Below are 22,967 nucleotides of genomic sequence, written 5' to 3'. Positions count from 1 at the left end.
ACCGAAAAAACCCTGCGCAAACGGTCAAATGCGCATGAATTTATACATATGCGACATTAAGGTACGTTCGTGCCACCGTTTAACGCCTGTGGTCGCTCCGGATCTTGCAATGGGTATGGCCCCTGCATAAGTATCCGCAGGCACGACTCACGAGGTCGTCCTCTAATTCCAAAAATGACAACAAATCATGAGGCCAACATGCTTAAACACGCGGTCATTCCGTTTTTAGTCGGCGCAGGCTTGTTAGCCTCCGCACCTTTCGCCCAAGCGGCGACTAACCTGGTGTTTTGCTCCGAAGGGAGCCCGGCCGGTTTTGATCCTGGTCAGTACACCACCGGAACCGACTTCGACGCCTCTGCAGAAACCATGTTCAACCGCCTGACCCAGTTCGAGCGCGGCGGCACCGCCGTGATTCCTGGTCTGGCAACCAAGTGGGACATCTCCGATGATGGCCTGACTTACACCTTCCACCTGCGTGAAGGCGTGAAGTTCCACACCACCCCGTATTTCAAGCCGACTCGTGAGTTCAACGCCGACGACGTGCTGTTCACCTTCAATCGCATGATTGACAAGAACGACCCGTTCCGCAAAGCGTACCCGACCGAATTCCCGTACTTCACCGACATGGGGATGGATACCAACATCACCAAGATCGATAAAGTCGACGACCACACCGTCAAGTTCACCCTTAAAGAAGTTGATGCCGCGTTCATCCAGAACATGGCCATGAGCTTCGCCTCCGTCCAGTCCGCCGAGTACGCTGCCCAGCTGCTCAAGGAAGGCAAGGCCGCCGACATCAACCAGAAGCCGGTCGGCACCGGTCCGTTCGTGTTCAAGAGCTACCAGAAAGACTCCAACATCCGCTACACCGGGAACAAGGACTACTGGAAGCCTGACGACGTCAAGATCGACAACCTGATCTTCGCCATCACCACCGACCCGTCGGTGCGTATTCAGAAGCTGAAGAAGAACGAGTGCCAGATCACTCTGTTCCCACGTCCGGCCGACCTGAAGGCGCTGCAAGAAGACAAGACCTTGAAGGTGCCTAACCAGGCTGGTTTCAACCTGGGTTACATCGCCTACAACGTGATGGACAAGATCAAGGGCAGCGATCAGCCGAACCCGATGGCTCAATTGAAAGTGCGTCAGGCACTGGACATGGCCGTCAACAAGCAGCAGATCATCGACTCCGTCTACCAGGGTGCTGGTCAACTGGCCGTCAACGCCATGCCGCCAACCCAGTGGTCTTACGACACCACCATCAAGGATGCGCCGTACAACCCTGAGAAAGCCAAAGAGCTGCTCAAGGAAGCCGGCGTCAAGGAAGGCACCGAGATCAACCTGTGGGCGATGCCGGTACAGCGTCCGTACAACCCGAACGCCAAACTGATGGCTGAAATGCTGCAGTCCGACTGGGCCAAGATCGGTATCAAGGCCAAGATCGTGACCTACGAGTGGGGCGAGTACATCAAGCGTTCCAAAGGCGGCGAAAACGGCGCGATGCTGATTGGCTGGAGCGGCGACAACGGTGACCCGGACAACTGGCTGAACGTGCTGTTCGGCTGCGACTCGCTGCAGGGCAACAACTTCTCCAAGTGGTGCGACAAGAAGTTCGACGGCATCGTCAAAGAGGCCAAGCGCACGACCGATCAGGGCAAGCGCACCGAACTGTACAAACAGGCGCAACACGTCCTCAAAGACGCTGTTCCAATGACACCTATCGCTCACTCGACGGTGTTCCAACCCATGCGCGACAACGTGCAGGACTTCAAGATCAGCCCGTTTGGCTTGAACTCCTTCTACGGCGTCAGCGTCAGCAAATAAGGTTTTGCAACGGCGACGTATTTAACGTCGCCGTTGTTTTATCTGCCGAGAAAGTAGGAAAACGCCTACATCCAATTCCGTCACGGATGACCATCGTGATGTCGGATGCGTTGCCTTTTCCCACAAGTCTTTCGGACTCTACGCATTTACTGCCGGACCCACGGCTCATACCGTCGGGATCTGACCAGTTCATGCGTGGGCTCTCGGTTTTGCTGCATGGCATGGTTTGAACTCAGTGATGCCTCCACGTCCGCGGACTGGACGGCGGTTCATTGAAGACACTTAGAGAACAAGAAAAGGGAGCGTCATGCGCCATACCTTGGTTTTATCCGCATTGCTGGGCACCGGCCTGTTGGCCGCCACTTCCATCAGCCAGGCCGCCAATAACAGCCTGGTGTTCTGCTCCGAAGGCAGCCCGGCTGGCTTCGACACTGCGCAGTACACGACATCGACCGACAACGATGCCGCCGAGCCGTTGTACAACCGATTGGCAGAGTTTGAAAAAGGCGCCACCAACGTCGTACCCGGCCTGGCCACTCGCTGGGATATTTCCGAGGACGGCCTCAAGTACACCTTTCACCTACGCGAAGGTGTGAAATTTCACACGACCAAGTACTTCACGCCGACCCGTGATTTCAACGCCGATGACGTGCTGTTCACGTTCAATCGCATGCTCGATCCGCAGCAACCTTTCCGTAAGGCTTATCCGACCGAGTTCCCGTATTTCAACGGGATGAGCCTGAACAAGAACATCGCCAAGGTCGAGAAGACCGGGCCGCTGACCGTGGTCATGACGCTCAACAGCGTCGACGCCGCGTTCATCCAGAACATCGCCATGAGCTTCGCCGCTATTCTGTCCGCCGAATACGCCGACAAACTGCTGGCCGAAGGCAAGCCGAGCGACATCAACCAGAAGCCGATCGGCACTGGCCCGTTCGCCTTCAAGAGCTACCAGAAAGATTCCAACATCCGCTACACCGGCAACAAGCAGTACTGGGACCCGAGCCGGGTCAAGCTCGACAACCTGATCTTCTCGATCAACACCGACGCGTCGGTGCGGGTGCAGAAGCTCAAGGCAAATGAGTGCCAGATCACATTGAGCCCGCGCCCCGCCGACGTTCCCGCGTTGAAGAACGACCCGGCACTCAAGCTCATCGAGAAGCCCGGCTTCAACCTGGGCTACATCGCCTACAACGTGCGCCACAAGCCTTTCGACCAGCTCGAAGTGCGTCAGGCGCTGGACATGGCGGTGAACAAACAGGGCATTCTCAACGCCGTTTACCAAGGCGCCGGTCAATTGGCCGTCAACGCCATGCCACCGACCCAATGGTCCTACGACGACACGATCAAGGACGTTGCCTACAACCCGGAAAAAGCCAAGGAACTGCTCAAGGCTGCCGGCGTGAAAGAAGGCACCGAAATCACCTTGTGGGCGATGCCCGTTCAGCGCCCTTACAACCCGAACGCCAAGTTGATGGCCGAAATGCTCCAGGCTGACTGGGCGAAAATCGGACTCAAAGTGAAGATCGTCAGCTATGAATGGGGCGAGTACATCAAGCGCACCAAGAATGGCGAACACGACGTCAGCCTGATTGGCTGGACCGGTGACAATGGGGACCCGGACAACTGGCTCGGCACGCTTTACAGCTGCGACGCCATTGGTGGCAACAACTACTCCATGTGGTGCGATCCGGCTTACGACAAGTTCATCAAGCAGGCCAAGGTCGTCACCGACCGCGACCAGCGCACCGTGCTCTACAAACAGGCGCAGCACTACCTCAAGCAACAAGTGCCGATCACGCCTATCGCCCATTCGACGGTTAACCAGCCGTTGAGCGCCAAAATCGAAGGATTCAAGGTGAGTCCATTCGGTCGTAACGTGTTCTCGGGCGTCAGTATCGACCAATAACCGATTAGCCAGAACGCTGGGGGCGCATTGCGCCCTCACGCAAACGTATTGCCGTAATTCGCCAATCCGGCATAAAGCAAACGTTTGCGAAGCCTTGTATGTGTTCTAAACCAAATAGCCGGATCACCAAAAAAGACCGGCATTAAAAAAAAGAAAGTAAGGAGCTTCACCCATGAAACTGAGCAGCACCGCGTTATTGGCCCTGGCCATCAGCAGCGTAACCGCCTCGGCTTACGCAGAAACCCAAAGCCAGGCTTTCACCCCGGTTACCGTGAAAGAGAAAAGCGCCCAAAGCGAAGCCACCGGCTTTGTTGAAGGCCAATCGATCACCGGTTCCACGCGTAACTGGTATGCGAATGAGTCGTTCAAGCGGGGCGCGACGCTCAACTATCGTAAAAATGGTGAGACTCGTACGACTGACCGTCGAATCAACTGGGTTCAAGGCACGATCATCAAGTACAACTCGGGCTTCACCGAGGGTACTGTCGGTTTCAGCACCGAAGTGGCGGCGTACAACGCCATTGCTCTGGACCGCGATCGCAAAGACCTCGCATCCGGCAACGGTGGTGCTCCCGAGCCAGGTCGTGGCGGCCGTGGCAACAACCGTACTTTGACTGAAAATGGCGGTGACGCTGTTGATCAGTGGAGCAAACTGGGCCTGGCCAACGTCAAGGCGCGTTTCTCCAATACCACACTGACTGCCGGTCGCCAGAACTTCAGCAGCCCGCAAGTAGATGTCATCGGTAACCGTCCACTGCCTTCGAGCTTCGAGGGTGTCAGTCTGCACAGCGAAGAGTTGGAAAACCTGACTTTCGACATCGCCACCTTTGACCGTAACTCGCCGCGTACCGAACAGAGCCAGCGCAAATTCCGTTCCGAATACGGCGACGGTACCGCTGAAGCCGATCACGTCAACACCGCCGGTATCACCTACACGCCGTTCGCCAGCCTGACCATCAGCCTGTGGGGCACCCAGGCCGAAGACCTGTGGAACCAGTACTACTTCGGCGCCACCCACGTTCTGGGTGACAGCTCGGTACTGAGCCTGACCACCGGCCTGAATTACTACAAAACCGTCGACGAAGGCAAAAAGCTGCTGGGCGAAATCGACAACGACACCTACTCCCTGTCGTTGGGCCTGACTCACCAGGCCCACAGCCTGACCTTCTCGTACCAGGAAGTGAACGGTAACGAGTACTTCGACTACCTGCACGAAACCAACGGCATCTACCTGGCCAACTCCCTGCTGTCGGACTTCAACGGCCCGAACGAAAAATCCTTCCAGATTGCATATGGTCTGAACATGGCTGAATACGGCATTCCAGGCCTGAAGTTCAACATCTACCAGGCTCGTGGCTGGGGCATCGACGGTACTCACTATGCCGGCGGCGGTTACGACGGCGTGCAGTCGATGGACGGCGAAACCCACTATGAATACGGCATTGGTACTTCGTACGCCGTACAGAGCGGCCCGCTCAAGGCCACGGCTATCCGCGCGACCTACACCGCTCACCGCGCCAGTGATAACCAGGCGGATGGCAGCCTCAACGAGTTCCGTCTCGTGACCACCATCCCGTTCAACATTCTGTAATACACCTGCCGAACGGCTGATTCAGTGACGAATCGGCCGTTCGGCTTTTGTCCTTTAACCGATTGCAGAGGGTTCTTGATGAAAATGCTTCCCCTACGTGCGGCCATTGCAGCCGCGTTGCTGAGTGTCGCTGTTGGCGTCTCGGCCAAACCCCTGGTGGTCTGCACCGAAGCCAGTCCGGAAGGCTTCGACATGGTCCAGTACACGACTGCAGTCACAGCCGATGCGGTGGCCGAAACCATCTTCAATCGTCTGGCGGACTTCAAGCCCGGCACCACTGAAGTGATTCCGGCACTGGCCGACTCCTGGGAGATCAGCGAGGACGGTCTGACCTACACGTTCCACCTGCGTAAAGGCGTCAAGTTTCACACCACCGAATACTTCAAGCCGACCCGCGACATGAACGCCGACGACGTAGTCTGGAGTTTCCAGCGTCAGCTGGACCCGAACCACCCATGGCACAAACTGTCGAGCGTGGGCTTCCCGTACTTTGAAAGCATGGGCTTCAAGGAACTGCTGAAAAGCGTCGAGAAAGTTGACGACAACACCGTCAAATTCACCCTGACCCGTCGCGAAGCGCCATTCCTGGCCGACATCGCCATGGCCTTCTCCTCTATCTATTCCGCCGAGTACGCCGACCAGCTGCTCAAGGCGAACAAGACCGGCGACCTGAACAACAAACCGGTCGGCACCGGCCCGTTCATTTTCCAGCGTTACGCGAAGGACGCGCAGGTTCGCTTCAAGGCCAACCCGGACTACTTCCGTGGCAAGCCACCGGCTGATGCGCTGATCCTGGCCATCGCCACCGATAACAACGTGCGCCTGCAAAAACTCAAGGCCAACGAGTGCCAGGTCGCGCTGTATCCGAAACCGGATGACATCCCGAGCATCAAGAAAGACACCAACCTGAAGGTTGATGAGATGAACGCGATGACCGTTTCCTACATCGCCATGAACACCTCGCACAAATACATGAGCGATGTGCGTGTGCGTAAGGCCATCGACATCGCGTTCGACAAGGCGGCTTATGTCAACGCGCTGTTCGGCAAAGGCAACGCAACAGTGGCGGTCAACCCGTTCCCGGATACGCTGCTGGGCTACAACCACAGCCTGAAAAATCCGGCCCGTGACCTGGACAAGGCCCGCGCCCTGCTCAAGGAAGCCGGCGTACCGGAAGGCACCACCTTCACCCTGTTCACCCGCAACGGCGGCGGTCCAACCAACCCGAACCCGATGCTCGGCGCGCAGATGATGCAGGCCGACCTGGCCAAGGTCGGTATCAAGATCGACATCCGCGTGATGGAATGGGGCGAAATGCTCAAACGCGCGAAAAACGGCGAGCACGATATGGTTTCCGCCGGATGGGCGGGCGACAACGGCGACCCGGATAACTTCCTGACGCCTATGCTCAGTTGCGAAGCCGCGAAGAACGGCGAAAACTATGCGCGCTGGTGCAATGACAAGTTCCAGGCACTGATCGACCAGGCCCGGGAAAAAACCGATCCGGCCGAGCGGGCAGCGCTGTACGAACAGGCTCAGGTTATTTTTAACCAGGACCAGCCATGGATCAGCATGGCGCACACTAGAATGTTCACCGCAATGCGCAACAACGTAGAGGGCTATCACATTAGCCCCCTCACCACTAATAACTTCGCCACCACCCAGGTGAAGTAGATAAGAAAACTCCCGGTGTCCCTGACTCCAGGGACACCAGGCACGCCTAACCGGCTGATGAGGTACACCACAAGATGTTTAGTTTTATTGCCCGCCGATTGGGGTTATTGATCCCCACATTCTTCGGCATCACCTTGCTGACTTTCGCGTTGATTCGCATGATTCCTGGCGACCCCGTGGAAGTGATGATGGGCGAACGTCGGGTCGACCCCGAAATGCACGCTCAGGCAATGGAACGCCTTGGCCTGAACAAACCGCTGTATGCCCAGTACCTGGACTACATCGGCAAGTTGGCCCACGGCGACCTTGGCGAATCCCTGCGTACCCGTGAAAGTGTCTGGACCGAGTTCAGCTCTCTATTCCCCGCGACCCTGGAACTGTCCATGGCCGCGCTGTTGTTCGCCGGCATCCTGGGCCTCCTGGCCGGGGTGATCGCGGCACTCAAGCGAGGATCCCTGTTCGACCATGGGGTGATGGGCATCTCCCTGGCGGGATACTCGATGCCGATCTTCTGGTGGGGCCTGATCCTGATCATGTTCTTCTCGGTATCCCTGGGCTGGACCCCGGTGTCCGGGCGGATCGACCTGCTCTATGACATCGAGCCGCGGACCGGCTTCATGCTGATCGACACGCTGCTGGCCGATGACGTCGGTGCGTTCTTTGATGCCCTGCATCACCTGATCCTGCCGGCCATCGTGCTCGGCACCATCCCGCTGGCGGTGATTGCGCGGATGACCCGTTCGTCGATGCTCGAAGTGCTGCGTGAAGACTACATCCGTACCGCCCGCGCCAAAGGCCTGTCGCCGTCGCGCGTGGTCTTTGTTCACGGCTTGCGCAACGCGCTGATTCCGGTACTGACCGTGGTCGGCCTGCAAGTCGGCACATTGCTGGCCGGTGCGGTTCTGACCGAAACCATCTTCTCCTGGCCCGGCATCGGCAAATGGCTGATCGAAGCCATTGGCGCACGGGACTATCCCGTGGTGCAGAACGGCATCCTGTTAATCGCCTGCCTGGTGATTCTGGTGAACTTCGTCGTGGACGTCCTCTACGGCTTTGCCAACCCACGCATTCGTCACCAGCGCTGAGATCATCATGACCATGACCACTCCAGCTTCAACTCAAAATCAAACGGTAACAGTCGATCAAAGCCTGCTGTACCCGTCCCCTTACAAAGAATTCTGGCAAGCGTTTTCCAAGAACAAAGGCGCCGTTGCCGGCCTGATGTTCATGCTGCTGGTGATTTTCTGCGCGATTTTCGCGCCGTGGGTTGCTCCGCATAACCCGAGCGAGCAATACCGTGACTTCCTGTTGACCCCGCCGTCCTGGCTGGAGGGCGGGCAGATCCAGTTCCTGCTCGGCACCGATGAACTGGGTCGCGACCTGCTGTCGCGCCTGATCAACGGTTCGCGCCTGTCCCTGCTGATCGGCTTGTCGTCGGTGGTGATGTCGCTGATTCCGGGCATCCTTCTGGGCCTGTTCGCCGGCTTCTTCCCGAAACTGCTCGGCCCGACCATCATGCGTCTGATGGACATCATGCTGGCCCTGCCGTCCCTGCTGCTGGCGGTGGCGATTGTCGCCATCCTCGGCCCTGGCTTGATCAACACCATTATTGCCATCGCCGTGGTTTCGTTGCCGTCCTATGTTCGTCTGACCCGCGCTGCGGTGATGGGCGAATTGAACCGCGACTATGTGACCGCCGCGCGCCTGGCCGGTGCCGGTCTGCCACGCCTGATGTTCGTCACCGTGCTGCCCAACTGCATGGCGCCGCTGATCGTTCAGGCCACCCTGAGTTTCTCTTCGGCGATTCTCGATGCCGCGGCACTGGGCTTCCTCGGCCTTGGCGTACAACCGCCAACCCCTGAGTGGGGCACCATGCTGGCTTCGGCTCGCGACTACATCGAACGCGCCTGGTGGGTGGTAAGTCTGCCTGGTTTGACCATTTTGCTCAGCGTGCTGGCAATCAACTTGATGGGCGACGGTCTGCGCGATGCGCTGGACCCGAAACTCAAGAACGCCGCCTGAGGAGATTCAAATGTCACTGTTAGAAATCAAGAATCTCAACGTTCGCTTCGGCGACAAGAACGCGGTTCCGGTGGTCGACGGGCTCGACATTACCGTGGACAAGGGCGAAGTCCTGGCCATCGTTGGCGAGTCGGGTTCCGGTAAATCCGTGACCATGATGGCGCTGATGGGCTTGATCGAGCACCCGGGGATCGTCACCGCCGACGCGCTGAATTTCGACGGCAAGAACATGCTCAAGCTCAGCAACCGTCAGCGTCGGCAAATCGTCGGCAAAGACCTGGCCATGGTCTTCCAGGACCCGATGACCGCGCTGAACCCGAGCTACACCGTCGGCTTCCAGATTGAAGAAGTGCTGCGCCTGCACCTGAAAATGTCCGGCAAGCAGGCCCGCGCACGCGCCATCGAACTGCTGGAAAAAGTGGAAATCCCGGGCGCCGCCAGTCGTATGGACGCCTACCCGCATCAGCTTTCCGGCGGTATGAGCCAGCGTGTTGCGATCGCCATGGCGATTGCCGGCGAACCGAAACTGCTGATCGCCGACGAACCGACCACGGCATTGGACGTAACGATCCAGGCGCAGATCATGGACCTGCTGCTGGCGTTGCAGAAAGAGCAGAACATGGGCCTGGTGCTGATCACGCACGACCTCGCGGTCGTGGCCGAAACCGCTCAGCGTGTGTGCGTGATGTACGCCGGCCAGGCGGTTGAAGTGGGTCAGGTTCCTCAGTTGTTCGACATTCCGGCACACCCTTACAGCGAAGCGCTGCTCAAGGCGATTCCGGAACACAGCCTGGGTGCCACGCGCCTGGCCACGTTGCCGGGCATTGTTCCCGGTCGCTATGACCGTCCGCAGGGTTGCCTGCTGTCGCCACGCTGCCCGTATGTGCAAGACAGCTGCCGCGCCCAGCGTCCAGCCCTGGACCCGAAAAGCAACAGCCTCGCCCGCTGCTTCTACCCGCTGAATCAGGAGGTGGCGTAATGGCCGTCGTACTTACCGCCCGCGACCTGACCCGTCACTACGAAGTGTCCCGTGGCCTGTTCAAGGGCCATGCGACCGTGCGCGCCCTGAACGGCGTGTCGTTCGAACTGGAAGCCGGCAAGACCCTCGCCGTTGTAGGTGAGTCGGGCTGCGGCAAATCCACCCTGGCCCGCGCCCTGACGCTGATCGAAGAGCCCTCCTCCGGCTCCTTGAAAATCGCCGGGCAGGAAGTCGCCGGCGCCGACAAGTCCCAGCGCAAGCAGTTACGCAAAGACGTGCAGATGGTGTTCCAGAGCCCTTACGCCTCGTTGAACCCTCGGCAGAAAGTCGGTGATCAACTCGCCGAGCCGCTGCTGATCAACACCAGCCTGAGCGCCTCGGAACGTCGCGAGAAAGTACAGGCGATGATGAAGCAGGTAGGCTTGCGTCCTGAGCACTATCAGCGTTATCCGCACATGTTCTCCGGCGGTCAGCGCCAGCGGATCGCCCTCGCTCGCGCGATGATGCTGCAACCGAAAGTGCTGGTCGCGGACGAACCGACCTCGGCGCTGGACGTATCGATTCAGGCGCAGGTGCTCAACCTGTTCATGGATTTGCAGCAAGAGTTCAACACCGCCTACGTGTTCATCTCCCACAACCTGGCGGTGGTTCAACACGTCGCCGATGACGTGATGGTGATGTACCTCGGCCGCCCGGTGGAAATGGGTCCGAAGAACGACATCTACGAGCGTCCTCTGCACCCGTACACCCAGGCGCTGCTGTCGGCCACCCCGACCATTCACCCGGACCCGAACAAGCCGAAGATCAAGATCGTCGGCGAACTGCCCAACCCGCTGAACCCGCCGTCCGGCTGCGCATTCCACAAGCGCTGCCCTTACGCGACCGAGCGCTGCAGCACCGAAGAGCCGGCCCTGCGCCTGCTCGACAGCCGTCAGGTGGCTTGCCACTACGCCGAGCAGTTCCTCGACGGCGCGGCATAAAAAAATGTGGGAGCGAGCCTGCTCGCGAAGGCGTTAACCCAGTCAACATCAATGTCGACTGACACGCCGCTTTCGCGAGCAGGCTCGCTCCCACAGCAATAGGTGAGCTGTTCAATAACCCTTTCTGCCCCGGCTGCGCATCAGCCGGGACAGAAGGGGTTTTCATTTGCCTGCGGTTTATGTCTGGCTGTCGCCTTCATCATCGCTGTCCGGTTCATCAGTGGTCGAATCATCGTCGTCCGCACTGCCGCCCTGCCCTTGGTCGCCTGGCTCCGACTCGGACGCGGCGATCATCAGCCCAGTGTTCGTCACCTGCCCACTCGAAGCCTGCTCACGATGGTCCGGGCATTCCGCCCAGGCCGCTGACATGCCAACCAACAGCAGTACCCAAACTTTCAGCAACAACACAATGCGTTGAAAAATGCTCATGGCTGATTCCATCCTTATCGCAGGTGAAACGTGGTGGCCCGACGGCACTGGTAGACATCCGGTCCCGATGGGGCGGGTTGGGTTCTCCAGATAGGACTCTAACGATGCGCGGGAAATGCAGTGGGTGGGGAGAACGGATTTGAATAATGCCTATAACCAGATCAGCTAAATTACGCGAGCTATTTGCGAGTTGCCTGGCAAACCAGTGGCATGGACATGATCGCCAAGGCCGCACACCCAAGCCAGACACTATGCCCACCAAAGTAGCCATAAAGGTGGCCTCCAAGCGTCGGAGAAAGCAGCACACTCGCGCTCCAACACATTGAGAAAAGACCAAAGTAGTGCCCGCTTTTACCCGCTTGTGCGCGCTTCATGACCATCACGTTCAAAGTAGGCATGAAGAGAATTTCGCCAAGCGTCCAGATAGCGGTCGAGAGGCAGAGATAAAACACACCGGCGCCCAAGGGCAACATGCCAAGCCCGCAGGCCAGCAAAATGCTGCCTGCCAGCAGCCGCCAGCGTGCGCTCCATTGCTCGCTCCAATGAGATATCGGGATTTGCAGTACCACCACCAGCACTGCGTTGAGCGCAAATTGCCAACCAATGACTTCAGCACCCAACCGATAGTAATCAAGTAAATAGTTGCCCAACATGCTGTAGACCGGCTCAAAGGCAAGACCGAGCAAGACTGAGGCCCCCAACAGCCAGAGGAAAGGCTTGTCGCGATACGGTACGCAAGAACCTGAAGCCCCCTCGGAGTCCTCATCCTGCCTCAGAATATCTCGCTGATGTGTCGCCCGAACAAACCAGACCAAGGCCAGCAGAGACATGGCGGCACTGAGAAAAAATACCCAACGAAAATCCGTCTGCGCCAGGACGCCACCCACCACTCCGGCAACTGCCATGCCCAAATTGCTGGCAACACGGTTCAATGACTGCGAGCGAGTCCGCTGTGCAACCTCGCAATACTCCATGATCAACCGCTGATGAAGGGTGCGAATCGCACCATCAAGTACCCCGCTAAACAGAAGCAGACCTGCCAACAAAAGCACATCTGTAACCAGTCCCAACAAGACCAAAATCCACGCTGAAACAAAAAACAGCGCGGCAGTGAGTCGAGCCGTCGGGAAATGCTCACTCAGCAGTCCTCCCCCCATCGACCCTATCAACAAGCCGGCTCCGTACCCGGACAACAACCATCCAACGGTTTCAATCGGCAACGCCAACGCCTGACGCAGGTACAACGCCATGAACAGCTTCACCATGGCGCTCAAACGGCTGATAAAAATCAACGCAGCAAGCACCCAGGCCATTGGGCAGAAATAGCCACTGAGCCGAATCGGGTAAATGTACCGATCAGTCATCCCATTGATCCAGGTTGCGCCTTACTTCGCTTTGGATGCCCTTTGAAGCGAAAGGAATATCCGAGCGAACCTCATGCTCTGCATCAAAAAAATATTGCGCTTGTAACCGCCCCTCGGCATCCAGACCCAGTAAAGGGTTATTGATCAGAAAGTGTCTGGTGGACACACAAAGCGCCCTTGTTCGAATCAACAACCGCCATTGACCGAATGCGTTTTCAGGAACAACTGCCGTCGTCCCAAAGCGTTTCTTGTACTGGAATGTTCCTTTGCTCAGAAATGGCTCGCAGCCCTGGAAGTCGACACAGTCAATCGCTGGATGGTCGGATGCCCACTCAAGGATCGCGTGGTAGACATAATTCTGCGCTCCATTGGCCCGGTAGACGGCGGCTCCCTCCTTCACTCCGATCAACCGCGCATTCAAGGTGCGTGTCGATTCATTAATCTGGGAAATACTGCCCGCCACCCACTCACCCTTTAAATGAACTCGAAACAAAACGCCTTGTTTAAATAAGTCGAGATAAGCCACTTGCTCCGGCACGCTTCGCGCAAAACACCCGTAACGGGCGCTCATTGTCGGGACGTGCATCGACCGATAGAACGCAAAGAAGTCTTTATCTTCAAACGACACATCGAAATCAAAACCTTGTCCGGCCAATTGAGTGCGACGCTTGTTTTCTCGATGGGAGAATTGGCTCAGTACCTGCTGCCATCCAGCTGAAACATCAACTTGCTGGTGAATCCTGCTCACGCCAACAATATCGCCAGGCTGCCGGTATTGCTGAATGACCTCCAAGGGAGCCATCAACAAGTACAAGTCGGTTTGATCCTGCTTTATGAAACCCTCAAGCTGGTGCCACTCCAGAGTTCCTTCCTGCTCTATATACGACTTCTCAAAAAAACACTGCGCCACAAACGGTGCGATATAAACCAAACCTTCCGCCACTCCTGCATAAACCAGGCATGCCGATTCTCCAGCTCTGGAGTCGCCCCGATAGACGCGAAAATGGCAGAGCGCTTTGCTGATCACGTGAGGATCAAAGCTCATGGATTACAAGGGCTGCGAAGGATCTCCATCATCTCTTCAGCACTATCAATAAAAGACAAACCCTCTGTGGGAATGCCTTCAAAATCCCGCCCGCAATAGGTGCCCGACGCGTGGATGGTGCAACCGTCCATACCCTCAAGTAGTTGTCGATCAATTGCATTCAGGCAACCTGTCATGGCCATCACCAATGACCACTCTTTCAGATCACGAGGATCGGCTGGCAAGCTGACGGGCGTATTCGCGAGAAATTGAGCGCATTCACTGTAGCGCTGCATGCACTCATGAAGCGAAACGACTATCCCCGAGCCGCCATTGGCCCTGACCCGCGCAGTCATTTCCACTGCGGTAGGTGGCAGGTGTGTATAAAAAGTGTGTTCGAGTACTTCGTCTGGACTCCATGTTGTGGCAGGAAAGTGCGCAGACTCCGACTGCACCCATAAACCGTCGGCCCCCTGCTTATAGCGTGGAGCAGAAGCACCCTCAAAATTTCCGTCGAGCAAGTGCAGAACCATGTCGCTGGTTGCGAGATGTTGAACCAACAAAAATGACGGAGTGGAAACCTGTGTCCCGTGACGCTTCATCACGTCCACACCTGAGCAATATCCCAGAAGACCATAAGCACTCGACACAGCATGCACATGCACGGTCTTGCGGTCAGTGTCCCAGGCGTCACCATACTCAAAATCAAAAAAAGCCCGGGCTTGATCAGAAAACCGGTAGTTCTCGAGCCGGAGGGAATGCCACAACTTCGAATCACCCAATGGACGACGATTGAAGAGATCCTTGAACTGTTGACCAACAACCTTTACTGCTTCCGGCGACTCAGTACCCAGCACGAACACAGGATTCAAAGCACGCAATCGAGGATCGTCGTAAAGTTCGGATCTACGCAACTTTTCAGTCGTCAGGGCAGGCGTCAGCGTGACAATGCGTAACTGCTCTGGGTGGACCAGCTTGTTTTTAAGTGCCCGTAGAACCGCATCACGTAGAGCGATGGCTTTGTTTCCGGATGAGGGGGAAAACAACACAATACTGTCGCCGGTATCCTGAATATGGCGAATGGCGCGCGCAACGATCAGCGTCGAGGCAAAGGTCTTTGTGGTTTGAGTATTTGCGTTTTGCCTCAGGTCGAACAAACGCAACGGCATACCTCGGTAACGGCCCATCTCAAAAAATTGCGCAGTGGCGACAGAAAGGAAGGCCTGCATTCGCGGCTCCATTTCGGGCAGCTTCATGGAAGGCTCAAAAGCGTCGTCACGGATGCTGACTTCGAAACAGGGAGCACTGCTGACGATCAGATCGTAGTAACGTTCGATGACAGAAATGGGAGTCAGAGGTCGTTGGGTTGTCAGTGCAGCCGCATCGGTTTTCATTACGTCCATTTGTCTTGTGCTCCTGCTCGTGGAAAGTCGCTACTTGCGAAATGTCCACCGAAAGCTAGACGTCAACGACTTCCATGTCTCGCGTAAAAGACTAGAGAAGTAAAAAGCAGAGCCCAGCTACAGAACTCCGTAAAAACGCCTACAGAAATGCCTGACGTACGCGTACTGACTCATCGCTTGATGATGTTCGCCCGCCTTGCGGAATTTCACGTCCGGCCAGCACTCGCGAAAGACGTCAACGAGAATGCGGGCCGCCTGATAACCCGTGGCGTCCTGACCACCATCGCGAGCCGGCTCGCCCCCACAGGGAATTGTGTCGGGCATGAAAAAGCCCCGGCGCTTTCGCGACCGGGGCTTTTGATTTTGCAACTCAGCGTTTAATGATGCTCACGCGTCGCACGGAATTTCACGTCCGGCCAGCGCTCTTCCATCAACGCCAGGTTGACCCGGGTCGGCGCCAGGTACGTCAGGTGACCACCGCCATCGACCGCCAGGTTTTCCACGGCCTTGACCCGGAACTCCTCGAATTTCTTCTTATCGTCGCAATCGATCCAGCGAGCGGAATAGACGGTGATCGGCTCGTAAGAGCACTCGACCTTGTATTCCTCTTTCAAGCGGCTGGCCACCACATCGAACTGCAGCACACCGACGGCGCCGAGGATGATGTCGTTGCTGCGCTCGGGGAAGAACACCTGGGTGGCGCCCTCTTCCGCCAATTGCTGCAAGCCTTGACGCAGTTGCTTGGATTTCAGCGGATCACGCAGGCGCACGCGACGGAACAGTTCCGGGGCGAAGTGCGGGATACCGGTGAAGCTCAGGGCTTCGCCTTCGGTGAAGGTGTCGCCGATCTGGATGGTGCCGTGGTTGTGCAGGCCGATGATATCGCCGGCAAACGCTTCTTCCAGTTGCTCGCGCTCGGAGGAGAAGAAGGTCAGCGCGTCGCCGATCCGCACGTCCTTGCCGGTGCGCACGTGGCGCATCTTCATGCCTTTTTCGTACTTGCCGGAGCAGATACGCATGAACGCGATACGGTCGCGGTGTTTAGGGTCCATGTTCGCCTGGATCTTGAACACGAAGCCGGTGAATTTCTCTTCGACTGGCTCGACGGTACGCTCGTTGGCAACACGGGCCAACGGTTTCGGCGCCCAGTTGACCACGGCATCGAGCACGTGATCGACACCGAAGTTGCCCAGGGCAGTACCGAAGAACACCGGCGTCAGCTGACCGTCGAGGAATTCCTGTTGATTGAATTCGTGACAGGCGCCCTGCACCAGTTCCAGCTGATCGACAAAGCGATCGTATTCATCGCCCAAGTGCGCGCGAGCTTCGTCGGAGTCGAGCTTCTCGATAATTTTGACATCGGTGCGCTCGTGGCCGTGGCCCGCGGTGTACACGATGATGTAATCGTCGGCGAGGTGATAAACGCCCTTGAAGTCACGGTAGCAACCGATCGGCCAGGTGATCGGCGCCGCCTTGATCTTCAGGACCGCTTCGATTTCGTCTAGCAGTTCGATCGGGTCGCGGATGTCACGGTCGAGTTTGTTGATGAAGCTGACGATCGGCGTGTCACGCAGACGGCAGACGTCCATCAGCGCGATGGTCCGAGGCTCTACACCCTTACCGCCGTCGAGGACCATCAAGGCCGAGTCCACCGCTGTCAGGGTGCGGTACGTATCTTCGGAGAAGTCTTCGTGGCCCGGGGTGTCGAGCAGGTTGATCATGTGATCGCGATACGGGAACTGCATGACCGACGTGGTAATCGAGATACCACGCTGCTTTTCCATTTCCATCCAGTCGGAGGTGGCATGGCGGTCGGATTTACGGGATTTCACCGTGCCCGCAATCGCAATCGCCTTGCCCATCAGCAAGAGCTTCTCGGTGATGGTGGTTTTACCGGCATCGGGGTGGGAAATAATGGCGAAAGTGCGGCGTTTCGCGACTTCGGCGGCCTGTTTGGTCATGGGAAATCGCCTGGCAGGTGATTCAAAAAAGGGCGGCGAGTATAGCGCAAACCGACCGTCACGGACCACCGTTCGCCCTCTCGCCCATGGCGATCGACAGGTCCAAAGGGAGATCAAGGGTGGCTAATTGCTGCTAATTATGGAACCTTTTAAAAGGTGTAGACGTCCACTGCCCTGTTACAGCTCTCGTAGCAGGGTTTGAAAAACCTGCAAGTTAGCCTGACGAGGCTGCGCTTATGGCTCGATCTCATGCGGTTGCATCAGCATGAAGAGCTGCTTCTCGCGAACGTTGTTTTTCCCGGCAGCCAGGAATGGCATGCCACACGGGACTGCGTTCGCCGACAAAGAAAAAAGGAGTCCGCCTGTGGCTATTCGCTATGGCAAGGGGCTGATAGGAGGTGCGGTTGTCGTCGCTCTCCTGGCCCTGCTGGTCCACTGGATTGGCATCAACACGATCGAACATTACCGCGACGATTTGTTGTTTTACCTGCAAGCTCACTTGATCCTCGTCCTTGTCTCCATGCTGGCCGCCCTCGTTGTGGGCATCCCCGCCGGTATCTTCCTCAGCCGCCCGAGCATGGTGGGCCGCGCTGAACGCTTCATGCAGATCTTCAACATCGGCAACACCGTGCCGCCTCTTGCCGTACTGGCCATCGCCCTGGGGATCCTCGGCATCGGCAGCGGCCCCGCGATCTTCGCGCTGTTCCTCGCCTCGCTGTTGCCGATTGTGCGCAACACCTATGAAGGCCTGAAAAACGTTCAGGGTTCCCTCAAGGAAGCGGCCGTCGGCATCGGCATGACACCGACGCAAGTGCTGTGGCGGGTCGAACTGCCGAACGCTGTACCGATCATCATCGGCGGCGTGCGCGTGGCCTTGGCGATCAACGTCGGGACGGCACCGCTGGCGTTCCTGATCGGCGCCAACAGCCTGGGCAGCCTGATTTTCCCTGGCATCGCCTTGAACAATCAGCCGCAACTGCTGCTCGGCGCGGCCTGCACCGCCCTGCTGGCCTTGCTGCTCGACGGCCTGGTGACACTCGCCAGCCGCCTCTGGCTCGAACGCGGCTTGCGCCCGTCTTAAGCCTCGGCAAAGGAAATCTCATGAAAAAAATATGCTTGTTTCTAGGCTGCGCCCTGCTGTTCGCAGGAATCGCCCAAGCCGCAGAAAAACCGGTCATCCGCATCGGCGCCCGGGTGTTCACCGAACAAACCCTGCTGGCGGAAATCACCTCCCAATACCTGCGCACCAAGGGTTACGACACTCAGGTGACCGGCGGTCTGGGCAGCAACCTGGCCCGTAGCGCCCACGAAAGTGGTCAGCTGGATTTGATGTGGGAATACACCGGCGTCTCGCTGGTGGCTTACAACCACATCACCGAGAAGCTCGACAGTGCGCAGTCCTACGCCAAGGTGAAGGAACTCGACGCGAAAAAAGGCCTGATCTGGCTGACTCCGTCGAAATTCAGCAACACCTACGCCCTGGCCCTGCCGGAAACCACCGCGAAGGCTTACCCGCAGATCAACACCATCAGCGAGCTGAACACGGTGCTGCAGGCTGAGGCCAAGACCAATCATCTGGTGGCGCTGGATACCGAGTTCGCCAACCGTTCCGACGGTCTGGACGGCATGGTCGATCTCTACGGCATGAACCTGTCCCGCAAGAACATTCGGCAGATGGATGCCGGTTTGGTTTACACCGCCCTGCGCAATGGCCAAGTGTTTGCCGGTCTGGTCTACACCACCGACGGTCGCTTGAACGCCTTCAAGCTCAAACTGCTCGAAGACGACAAGCACTACTTCCCGGACTACACCGCCGCGCCCGTGGTGCGTCAGGACTACCTCGACGCCCATCCAAAACTGGCGGAAGAAATAAAGCCGCTGGCTGAACTGTTCGACGACGCCACCATGCGCCAGCTCAACGCGCGGGTCGATGTCGATCACGAAAGCCCTTCATCCGTTGCCGCAGACTTTCTGCGCCAGCATCCCTTGAACTGAGGAGGAAAAGACATGGAATTTCTGAACGCCTTTTCCCATCTCGACTGGCCGCTGGTGCTGCACCTGACCTGGCAGCACATCACCCTGGTCGGCATCGCCGTGACATTGGCGATCCTCGTGGGCGTGCCGTTGGGCGTGCTGATGACGCGCTTCCCGACCCTCGCCGGCCCGCTGCAAGCCAGCGCCACGGTGCTGCTGACCGTGCCGTCGATTGCGCTGTTTGGCCTGTTGCTGCCGTTCTACTCGAAATTCGGCCAGGGCCTCGGTCCGATGCCGGCAATCACGGCGGTGTTTTTGTACTCGCTGCTGCCGATCATGCGTAACACCTACCTGGCGCTGACCGGCGTCGAACCGGGCATTCGCGAAGCCGCCCGTGGCATCGGCATGACCTTCGGCCAGCGCCTGCGCATGGTCGAACTGCCCATCGCCGTGCCGGTGATCCTCGCCGGTGTGCGCACCGCCGTGGTCATGAACATTGGTGTCATGACCATCGCCGCGACCATCGGTGCCGGTGGCCTCGGTGTACTTATTCTCGCTTCAATCAGCCGCAGCGATATGTCGATGCTGATCGTCGGCGCCGTGCTGGTCAGTCTCCTGGCCATCTTCGCCGACCTGCTTCTGCAATGGCTGCAACGCACGCTGACTCCAAAAGGACTGCTCAAATGATCGAACTTCAAAACCTCAGCAAGACCTTCCAAAGCAACGGCAAAGATGTGAAAGCCGTGGACTCGGTAAGCCTGACCGTCAATGAAGGCGAAATCTGCGTATTCCTCGGGCCATCGGGCTGCGGCAAAAGCACCACGCTGAAAATGATCAACCGCTTGATCAAGCCGACCTCGGGCAAGATCCTGATCAACGGCGAAGACACCACCGACCTCGACGCCGTGACCTTGCGCCGTAACATCGGTTATGTGATCCAGCAGATCGGCCTGTTCCCGAACATGACCATCGAGGAAAACATCACCATCGTTCCGCGCCTGTTGGGCTGGGACAAACAGAAATGCCACGACCGCGCCCGCGAGTTGATGAGCATGATCAAGCTGGAACCCAAGCAGTACCTGAATCGCTACCCGCGTGAGTTGTCCGGCGGTCAGCAGCAGCGGATCGGTGTGATTCGGGCACTGGCGGCCGACGCGCCGTTGTTGCTTATGGACGAACCCTTCGGCGCGGTCGACCCGATCAATCGCGAGATGATCCAGAACGAGTTCTTCGAGATGCAACGGGCGCTGAACAAGACCGTGATCATGGTCAGCCACGACATCGACGAAGCGATCAAGCTGGGCGACAAGATTGCAATCTTCCGCGCTGGCAAGCTGCTGCAGATCGATCACCCGGACACGCTGCTGGCGCACCCGGCGGATGACTTTGTCAGCAACTTCGTTGGCCAGGACAGCACCCTCAAGCGTCTGTTGTTGGTGAAAGCCGAGGACGCGGCGGATAACGCACCGTCGGTGAGTCCGGAAACCCCAGTGGCCGAGGCCCTGGAGTTGATGGACGAACTGGACCGTCGCTATGTGGTGGTCACCGATGGTGAGAACAAGGCGCTGGGTTATGTACGACGTCGCGACCTGCACCGTCAGACAGGGACTTGCGCGCAGTACTTGCGTGAGTTCAACGCCACGGCGGCGTTTGACGAGCATTTGCGCATCCTGCTGTCGCGCATGTACGAGTTCAACCGCTCGTGGTTGCCGGTGATGGATGCGGAGCGGGTGTTCCTGGGGGAAGTGACTCAGGAATCGATTGCCGAGTACCTGAGTTCCGGCAAGTCCCGTGGGGGCAAGACCAGCATCGTTTCGCCGGCCGAGACTGCGCTGGCCTGACCCTAATCTGTCGCCGCCTGTTTGATAACCAGGCGGCGATATGGACGCCGCTTTCAACGTCTTAGTGAGGGTTGCATTTATTGTCACCCTGCAGCTCCATTATTACCTCATGAGCGACGTACGGGCGACGCGGTTCAAGGCTCCAGGTCGCCTTGTTCGCGGCGATGTCAGGGGAATCAAGATGACAGGCGAGTTGACGGCGCATGGTGCTGCCGATGTGATCGAAATTCCATTCCTTACTGGAATTGTTAGCCGCCAGATTGGCTAATTCCGCAAATACCACATTTGTTTTCCCCACTCCGGCTTTCCTTCCGCACTCGGTTGGTGTCACCGTCAATGATGAGATGGTTCCCAGCACTGGCTCTTTGTAGTCGTCAATCCACACAGCCTTCTCGATGTATTTGTCACAGGACCGATTGTCGACCGGCGGTGCAACGACCTGATCGCCCGGGTAATAGGCAAATTTGGCATCCTCGACGATCGTGCGCGGCATTTGTACTTTTATGACTGGTTTCCAGCCGCCTTTACCAGATGGAATCTCCTCGTTCCATCTACGCTGGTCATCCTGAGCGAGCGCGCGACCCGCGAAGCTTTTGCCATTCGTCTCAACGAAGTCGATGCCACCGGTATAGATAAATGCTGCGATAGGCAGTGCCTTAAATACCTGATTTGCAACTGTCGCCGGGTTTGTATCATCTGGGTCGGGAGAATCAAAATGGGTCCTGTTGAGGTTCCAGTCTCTTTTCCAAAAATTATCGTCAGGCCAAACGCGCAGTCGCAACTCCGTTTGAGTGGTTTGAGCTCTGATTTTTTCTTCAGGATCATGGGCTATCAATTTCCGCCCTTCAATAAAGGCATTAAAAGCATCCGCCTTATTGAACGTTCCAAAATAATCTGCGGTCGTATCGAACCCACATTGAAATCGATGAGCCTTGATAGGATCTGGATCCTTGGTCTGACGATCAAAATACGCCATCCAGCCCGAGGCGCTACTGATCTTAAGCTTTTGACAATAATCCTCTTTAACACCAACGGTATTATTGATGTCGCCATCCTGAAAATAATCACCACACCCTTTATTGTTTCGATTATAAGTCCAGGCATCAATAGGAAACGCACAAAGCACTGTGACTTTGAATTGGTCATTTTCATTTATAAAATCATTAGGTATCAAAGCAAAACCATTATACTTAAGCAAACCCAGACCATCGTATTCCGCATCCTTGCGCAGATAGGAAGCAGACACGCCACCATTGGAAACAACACCGTTGCCACCCGCCTCAGCGTTATGCGAGTTCGGACCAGCATTCCATGGACGGAATACTTTTTTGCTGTCCGTCCCCCGAAGAATCAATCCGGAACAGTCAGATGCAAGCCTTCCGCTGCCACAATCCCTGGCGGTAAGACGATACCAATACTCCATCAGCGTTGCCGCATCTGTGCCGGGACTTGCTTGCAAGAGAGGAGAGCCAGCGGCAACTCCTACCATCAAAGTGACGCGCGCCCCTTTTAACAATACATTATTAAACACATTAGTCTCCCATTGCGTTATTTAGGAAAACGCAAGACACGTGCGAAATCCGACACACTAAAACGCGCAGGGAAGTACTCACCCTAATAATGGCAATGCATCTATGACCGTACGAGCGAATTCCATTCGACCGAAATTTTCAACTCACTTTCGATCTCGAGTATCGGATAGATGAGGAGAGCGATCTACTGACACAAATAACAGGTTACAGTAGTTTTTAATATCATTTTCGAAACACCCGGAAAGTTTAGATTACCTTTTCGACTATAGAGAGATATTCAAACGATCATTACTTATGCGGTGCTCAATTTGTTTCCGTGGAGGGGATCCGCATGAAGATAACTCAACAATTAGAGAGTTACCGGTGTTTGGGCAAGTACCTAAGGAAGGTCTGAAGTAAGCAGCCGTTTTTAACGGCCTCGCTGTCTGAGGTTCAAAAAACACCGACTTAATCGAAAATC

19 protein-coding genes are annotated in these 22,967 nt (G+C 56.9%); 13 read left to right on the top strand and 6 right to left on the bottom strand.

Annotated elements, in window-relative coordinates; genetic code table 11:
* Positions 1-198 precede the first annotated feature (198 nt).
* The 8 genes from AC1ROI_RS10065 to AC1ROI_RS10030 all read left to right on the top strand — a co-directional run bounded on the left by AC1ROI_RS10065 (position 199) and on the right by AC1ROI_RS10030 (position 10,979).
* A complete protein-coding gene (locus tag AC1ROI_RS10065) occupies positions 199-1,824 on the top strand; it encodes an ABC transporter substrate-binding protein (RefSeq protein ID WP_010463407.1) in 1,626 nt (541 codons plus the stop codon).
* 307 nt (positions 1,825-2,131) lie between these two features.
* Positions 2,132-3,733, top strand: coding sequence for an ABC transporter substrate-binding protein (locus tag AC1ROI_RS10060; protein ID WP_010463409.1), 1,602 nt, complete (start codon positions 2,132-2,134; stop codon positions 3,731-3,733).
* 172 nt (positions 3,734-3,905) lie between these two features.
* Positions 3,906-5,324, top strand: coding sequence for an OprD family porin (locus tag AC1ROI_RS10055; RefSeq protein WP_102594417.1), 1,419 nt, complete (start codon positions 3,906-3,908; stop codon positions 5,322-5,324).
* Positions 5,325-5,402: 78 nt separating this feature from the next.
* On the top strand, positions 5,403-6,998 hold the full coding sequence (locus tag AC1ROI_RS10050; RefSeq protein ID WP_102594418.1) for an ABC transporter substrate-binding protein: 1,596 nt from the start codon (positions 5,403-5,405) through the stop codon (positions 6,996-6,998).
* A gap of 74 nt (positions 6,999-7,072) precedes the next feature.
* On the top strand, positions 7,073-8,083 hold the full coding sequence (locus AC1ROI_RS10045; RefSeq protein ID WP_038978933.1) for an ABC transporter permease subunit: 1,011 nt from the start codon (positions 7,073-7,075) through the stop codon (positions 8,081-8,083).
* Positions 8,084-8,090: 7 nt separating this feature from the next.
* The gene (locus tag AC1ROI_RS10040; protein WP_371857861.1) at positions 8,091-9,020 is read left to right on the top strand and encodes an ABC transporter permease subunit; all 930 of its coding nucleotides are present in this window, start codon (positions 8,091-8,093) and stop codon (positions 9,018-9,020) included.
* Between the two features lie 10 nt (positions 9,021-9,030).
* Positions 9,031-9,999 carry an ABC transporter ATP-binding protein gene (locus tag AC1ROI_RS10035; protein WP_010463418.1) on the top strand — a complete coding sequence of 323 codons (969 nt, stop codon included), beginning with the start codon at positions 9,031-9,033 and terminating at the stop codon, positions 9,997-9,999.
* Positions 9,999-10,979, top strand: coding sequence for a peptide ABC transporter ATP-binding protein (locus AC1ROI_RS10030; protein ID WP_102594419.1), 981 nt, complete (start codon positions 9,999-10,001; stop codon positions 10,977-10,979). The genes AC1ROI_RS10035 and AC1ROI_RS10030 overlap by 1 nt, the downstream gene beginning before the upstream one ends.
* Before the next feature lie 177 nt (positions 10,980-11,156).
* Here AC1ROI_RS10030 and AC1ROI_RS10025 read toward each other — a convergent pair whose 3' ends face one another.
* The 4 genes from AC1ROI_RS10025 to AC1ROI_RS10010 form a co-directional block, all read right to left on the bottom strand.
* Positions 11,157-11,408, bottom strand: a complete 252-nt coding sequence (locus AC1ROI_RS10025; RefSeq protein ID WP_102594420.1) for a hypothetical protein — start codon at positions 11,406-11,408, stop codon at positions 11,157-11,159.
* A 179-nt stretch (positions 11,409-11,587) separates the two neighbouring features.
* Positions 11,588-12,772 (bottom strand): MFS transporter, encoded by a 1,185-nt coding sequence (locus tag AC1ROI_RS10020; RefSeq protein ID WP_010463424.1) that lies wholly within the window; start codon positions 12,770-12,772, stop codon positions 11,588-11,590.
* Complete coding sequence (locus tag AC1ROI_RS10015; RefSeq protein ID WP_224795487.1) at positions 12,765-13,799, bottom strand: hypothetical protein; 1,035 nt, start codon at positions 13,797-13,799, stop codon at positions 12,765-12,767. Before AC1ROI_RS10015 ends, AC1ROI_RS10020 begins: the two co-directional genes overlap by 8 nt.
* A gap of 14 nt (positions 13,800-13,813) precedes the next feature.
* Positions 13,814-15,199, bottom strand: a complete 1,386-nt coding sequence (locus AC1ROI_RS10010) for a DUF6002 family protein (RefSeq protein WP_102594421.1) — start codon at positions 15,197-15,199, stop codon at positions 13,814-13,816.
* A gap of 147 nt (positions 15,200-15,346) precedes the next feature.
* Here AC1ROI_RS10010 and AC1ROI_RS10005 point away from each other — a divergent pair, with 147 nt between their 5' ends.
* Complete coding sequence (locus AC1ROI_RS10005; RefSeq protein ID WP_234452936.1) at positions 15,347-15,580, top strand: hypothetical protein; 234 nt, start codon at positions 15,347-15,349, stop codon at positions 15,578-15,580.
* Here AC1ROI_RS10005 and AC1ROI_RS10000 read toward each other — a convergent pair.
* The gene (locus AC1ROI_RS10000) at positions 15,577-17,160 is read right to left on the bottom strand and encodes a peptide chain release factor 3 (RefSeq protein WP_010463432.1); all 1,584 of its coding nucleotides are present in this window, start codon (positions 17,158-17,160) and stop codon (positions 15,577-15,579) included. The two genes, AC1ROI_RS10005 and AC1ROI_RS10000, sit on opposite strands and share 4 nt — an antisense overlap.
* Before the next feature lie 364 nt (positions 17,161-17,524).
* Between AC1ROI_RS10000 and AC1ROI_RS09995 the strand changes: the two genes are divergently transcribed.
* Genes AC1ROI_RS09995 through AC1ROI_RS09980 form a run of 4 tightly spaced genes read left to right on the top strand, consistent with a single transcriptional unit; the run spans position 17,525 to position 20,975 of the window.
* A complete protein-coding gene (locus AC1ROI_RS09995) occupies positions 17,525-18,241 on the top strand; it encodes an ABC transporter permease (RefSeq protein ID WP_010463434.1) in 717 nt (238 codons plus the stop codon).
* 20 nt (positions 18,242-18,261) lie between these two features.
* Entirely contained in the window at positions 18,262-19,155 is an 894-nt protein-coding gene (locus AC1ROI_RS09990; RefSeq protein ID WP_010463436.1) for a glycine betaine ABC transporter substrate-binding protein, read from the top strand.
* A 12-nt stretch (positions 19,156-19,167) separates the two neighbouring features.
* Positions 19,168-19,821, top strand: a complete 654-nt coding sequence (locus AC1ROI_RS09985; protein WP_010463438.1) for an ABC transporter permease — start codon at positions 19,168-19,170, stop codon at positions 19,819-19,821.
* The gene (locus AC1ROI_RS09980; RefSeq protein WP_010463440.1) at positions 19,818-20,975 is read left to right on the top strand and encodes an osmoprotectant ABC transporter ATP-binding protein OsmV; all 1,158 of its coding nucleotides are present in this window, start codon (positions 19,818-19,820) and stop codon (positions 20,973-20,975) included. Before AC1ROI_RS09985 ends, AC1ROI_RS09980 begins: the two co-directional genes overlap by 4 nt.
* Positions 20,976-21,036: 61 nt before the next feature.
* Here the strand turns inward: AC1ROI_RS09980 and AC1ROI_RS09975 are convergent, their stop codons facing one another.
* Positions 21,037-22,506: a DUF2599 domain-containing protein gene (locus AC1ROI_RS09975; RefSeq protein WP_256580122.1), complete on the bottom strand. Its 1,470-nt coding sequence runs from the start codon at positions 22,504-22,506 to the stop codon at positions 21,037-21,039.
* Positions 22,507-22,967: the final 461 nt, after the last annotated feature.

This window comes from Pseudomonas sp. GW823-FHT02C02 (assembly GCF_058797635.1).
Note: the sequence above shows the minus strand (reverse complement) of the source record. Positions and strands in the feature narration are given on the sequence as shown.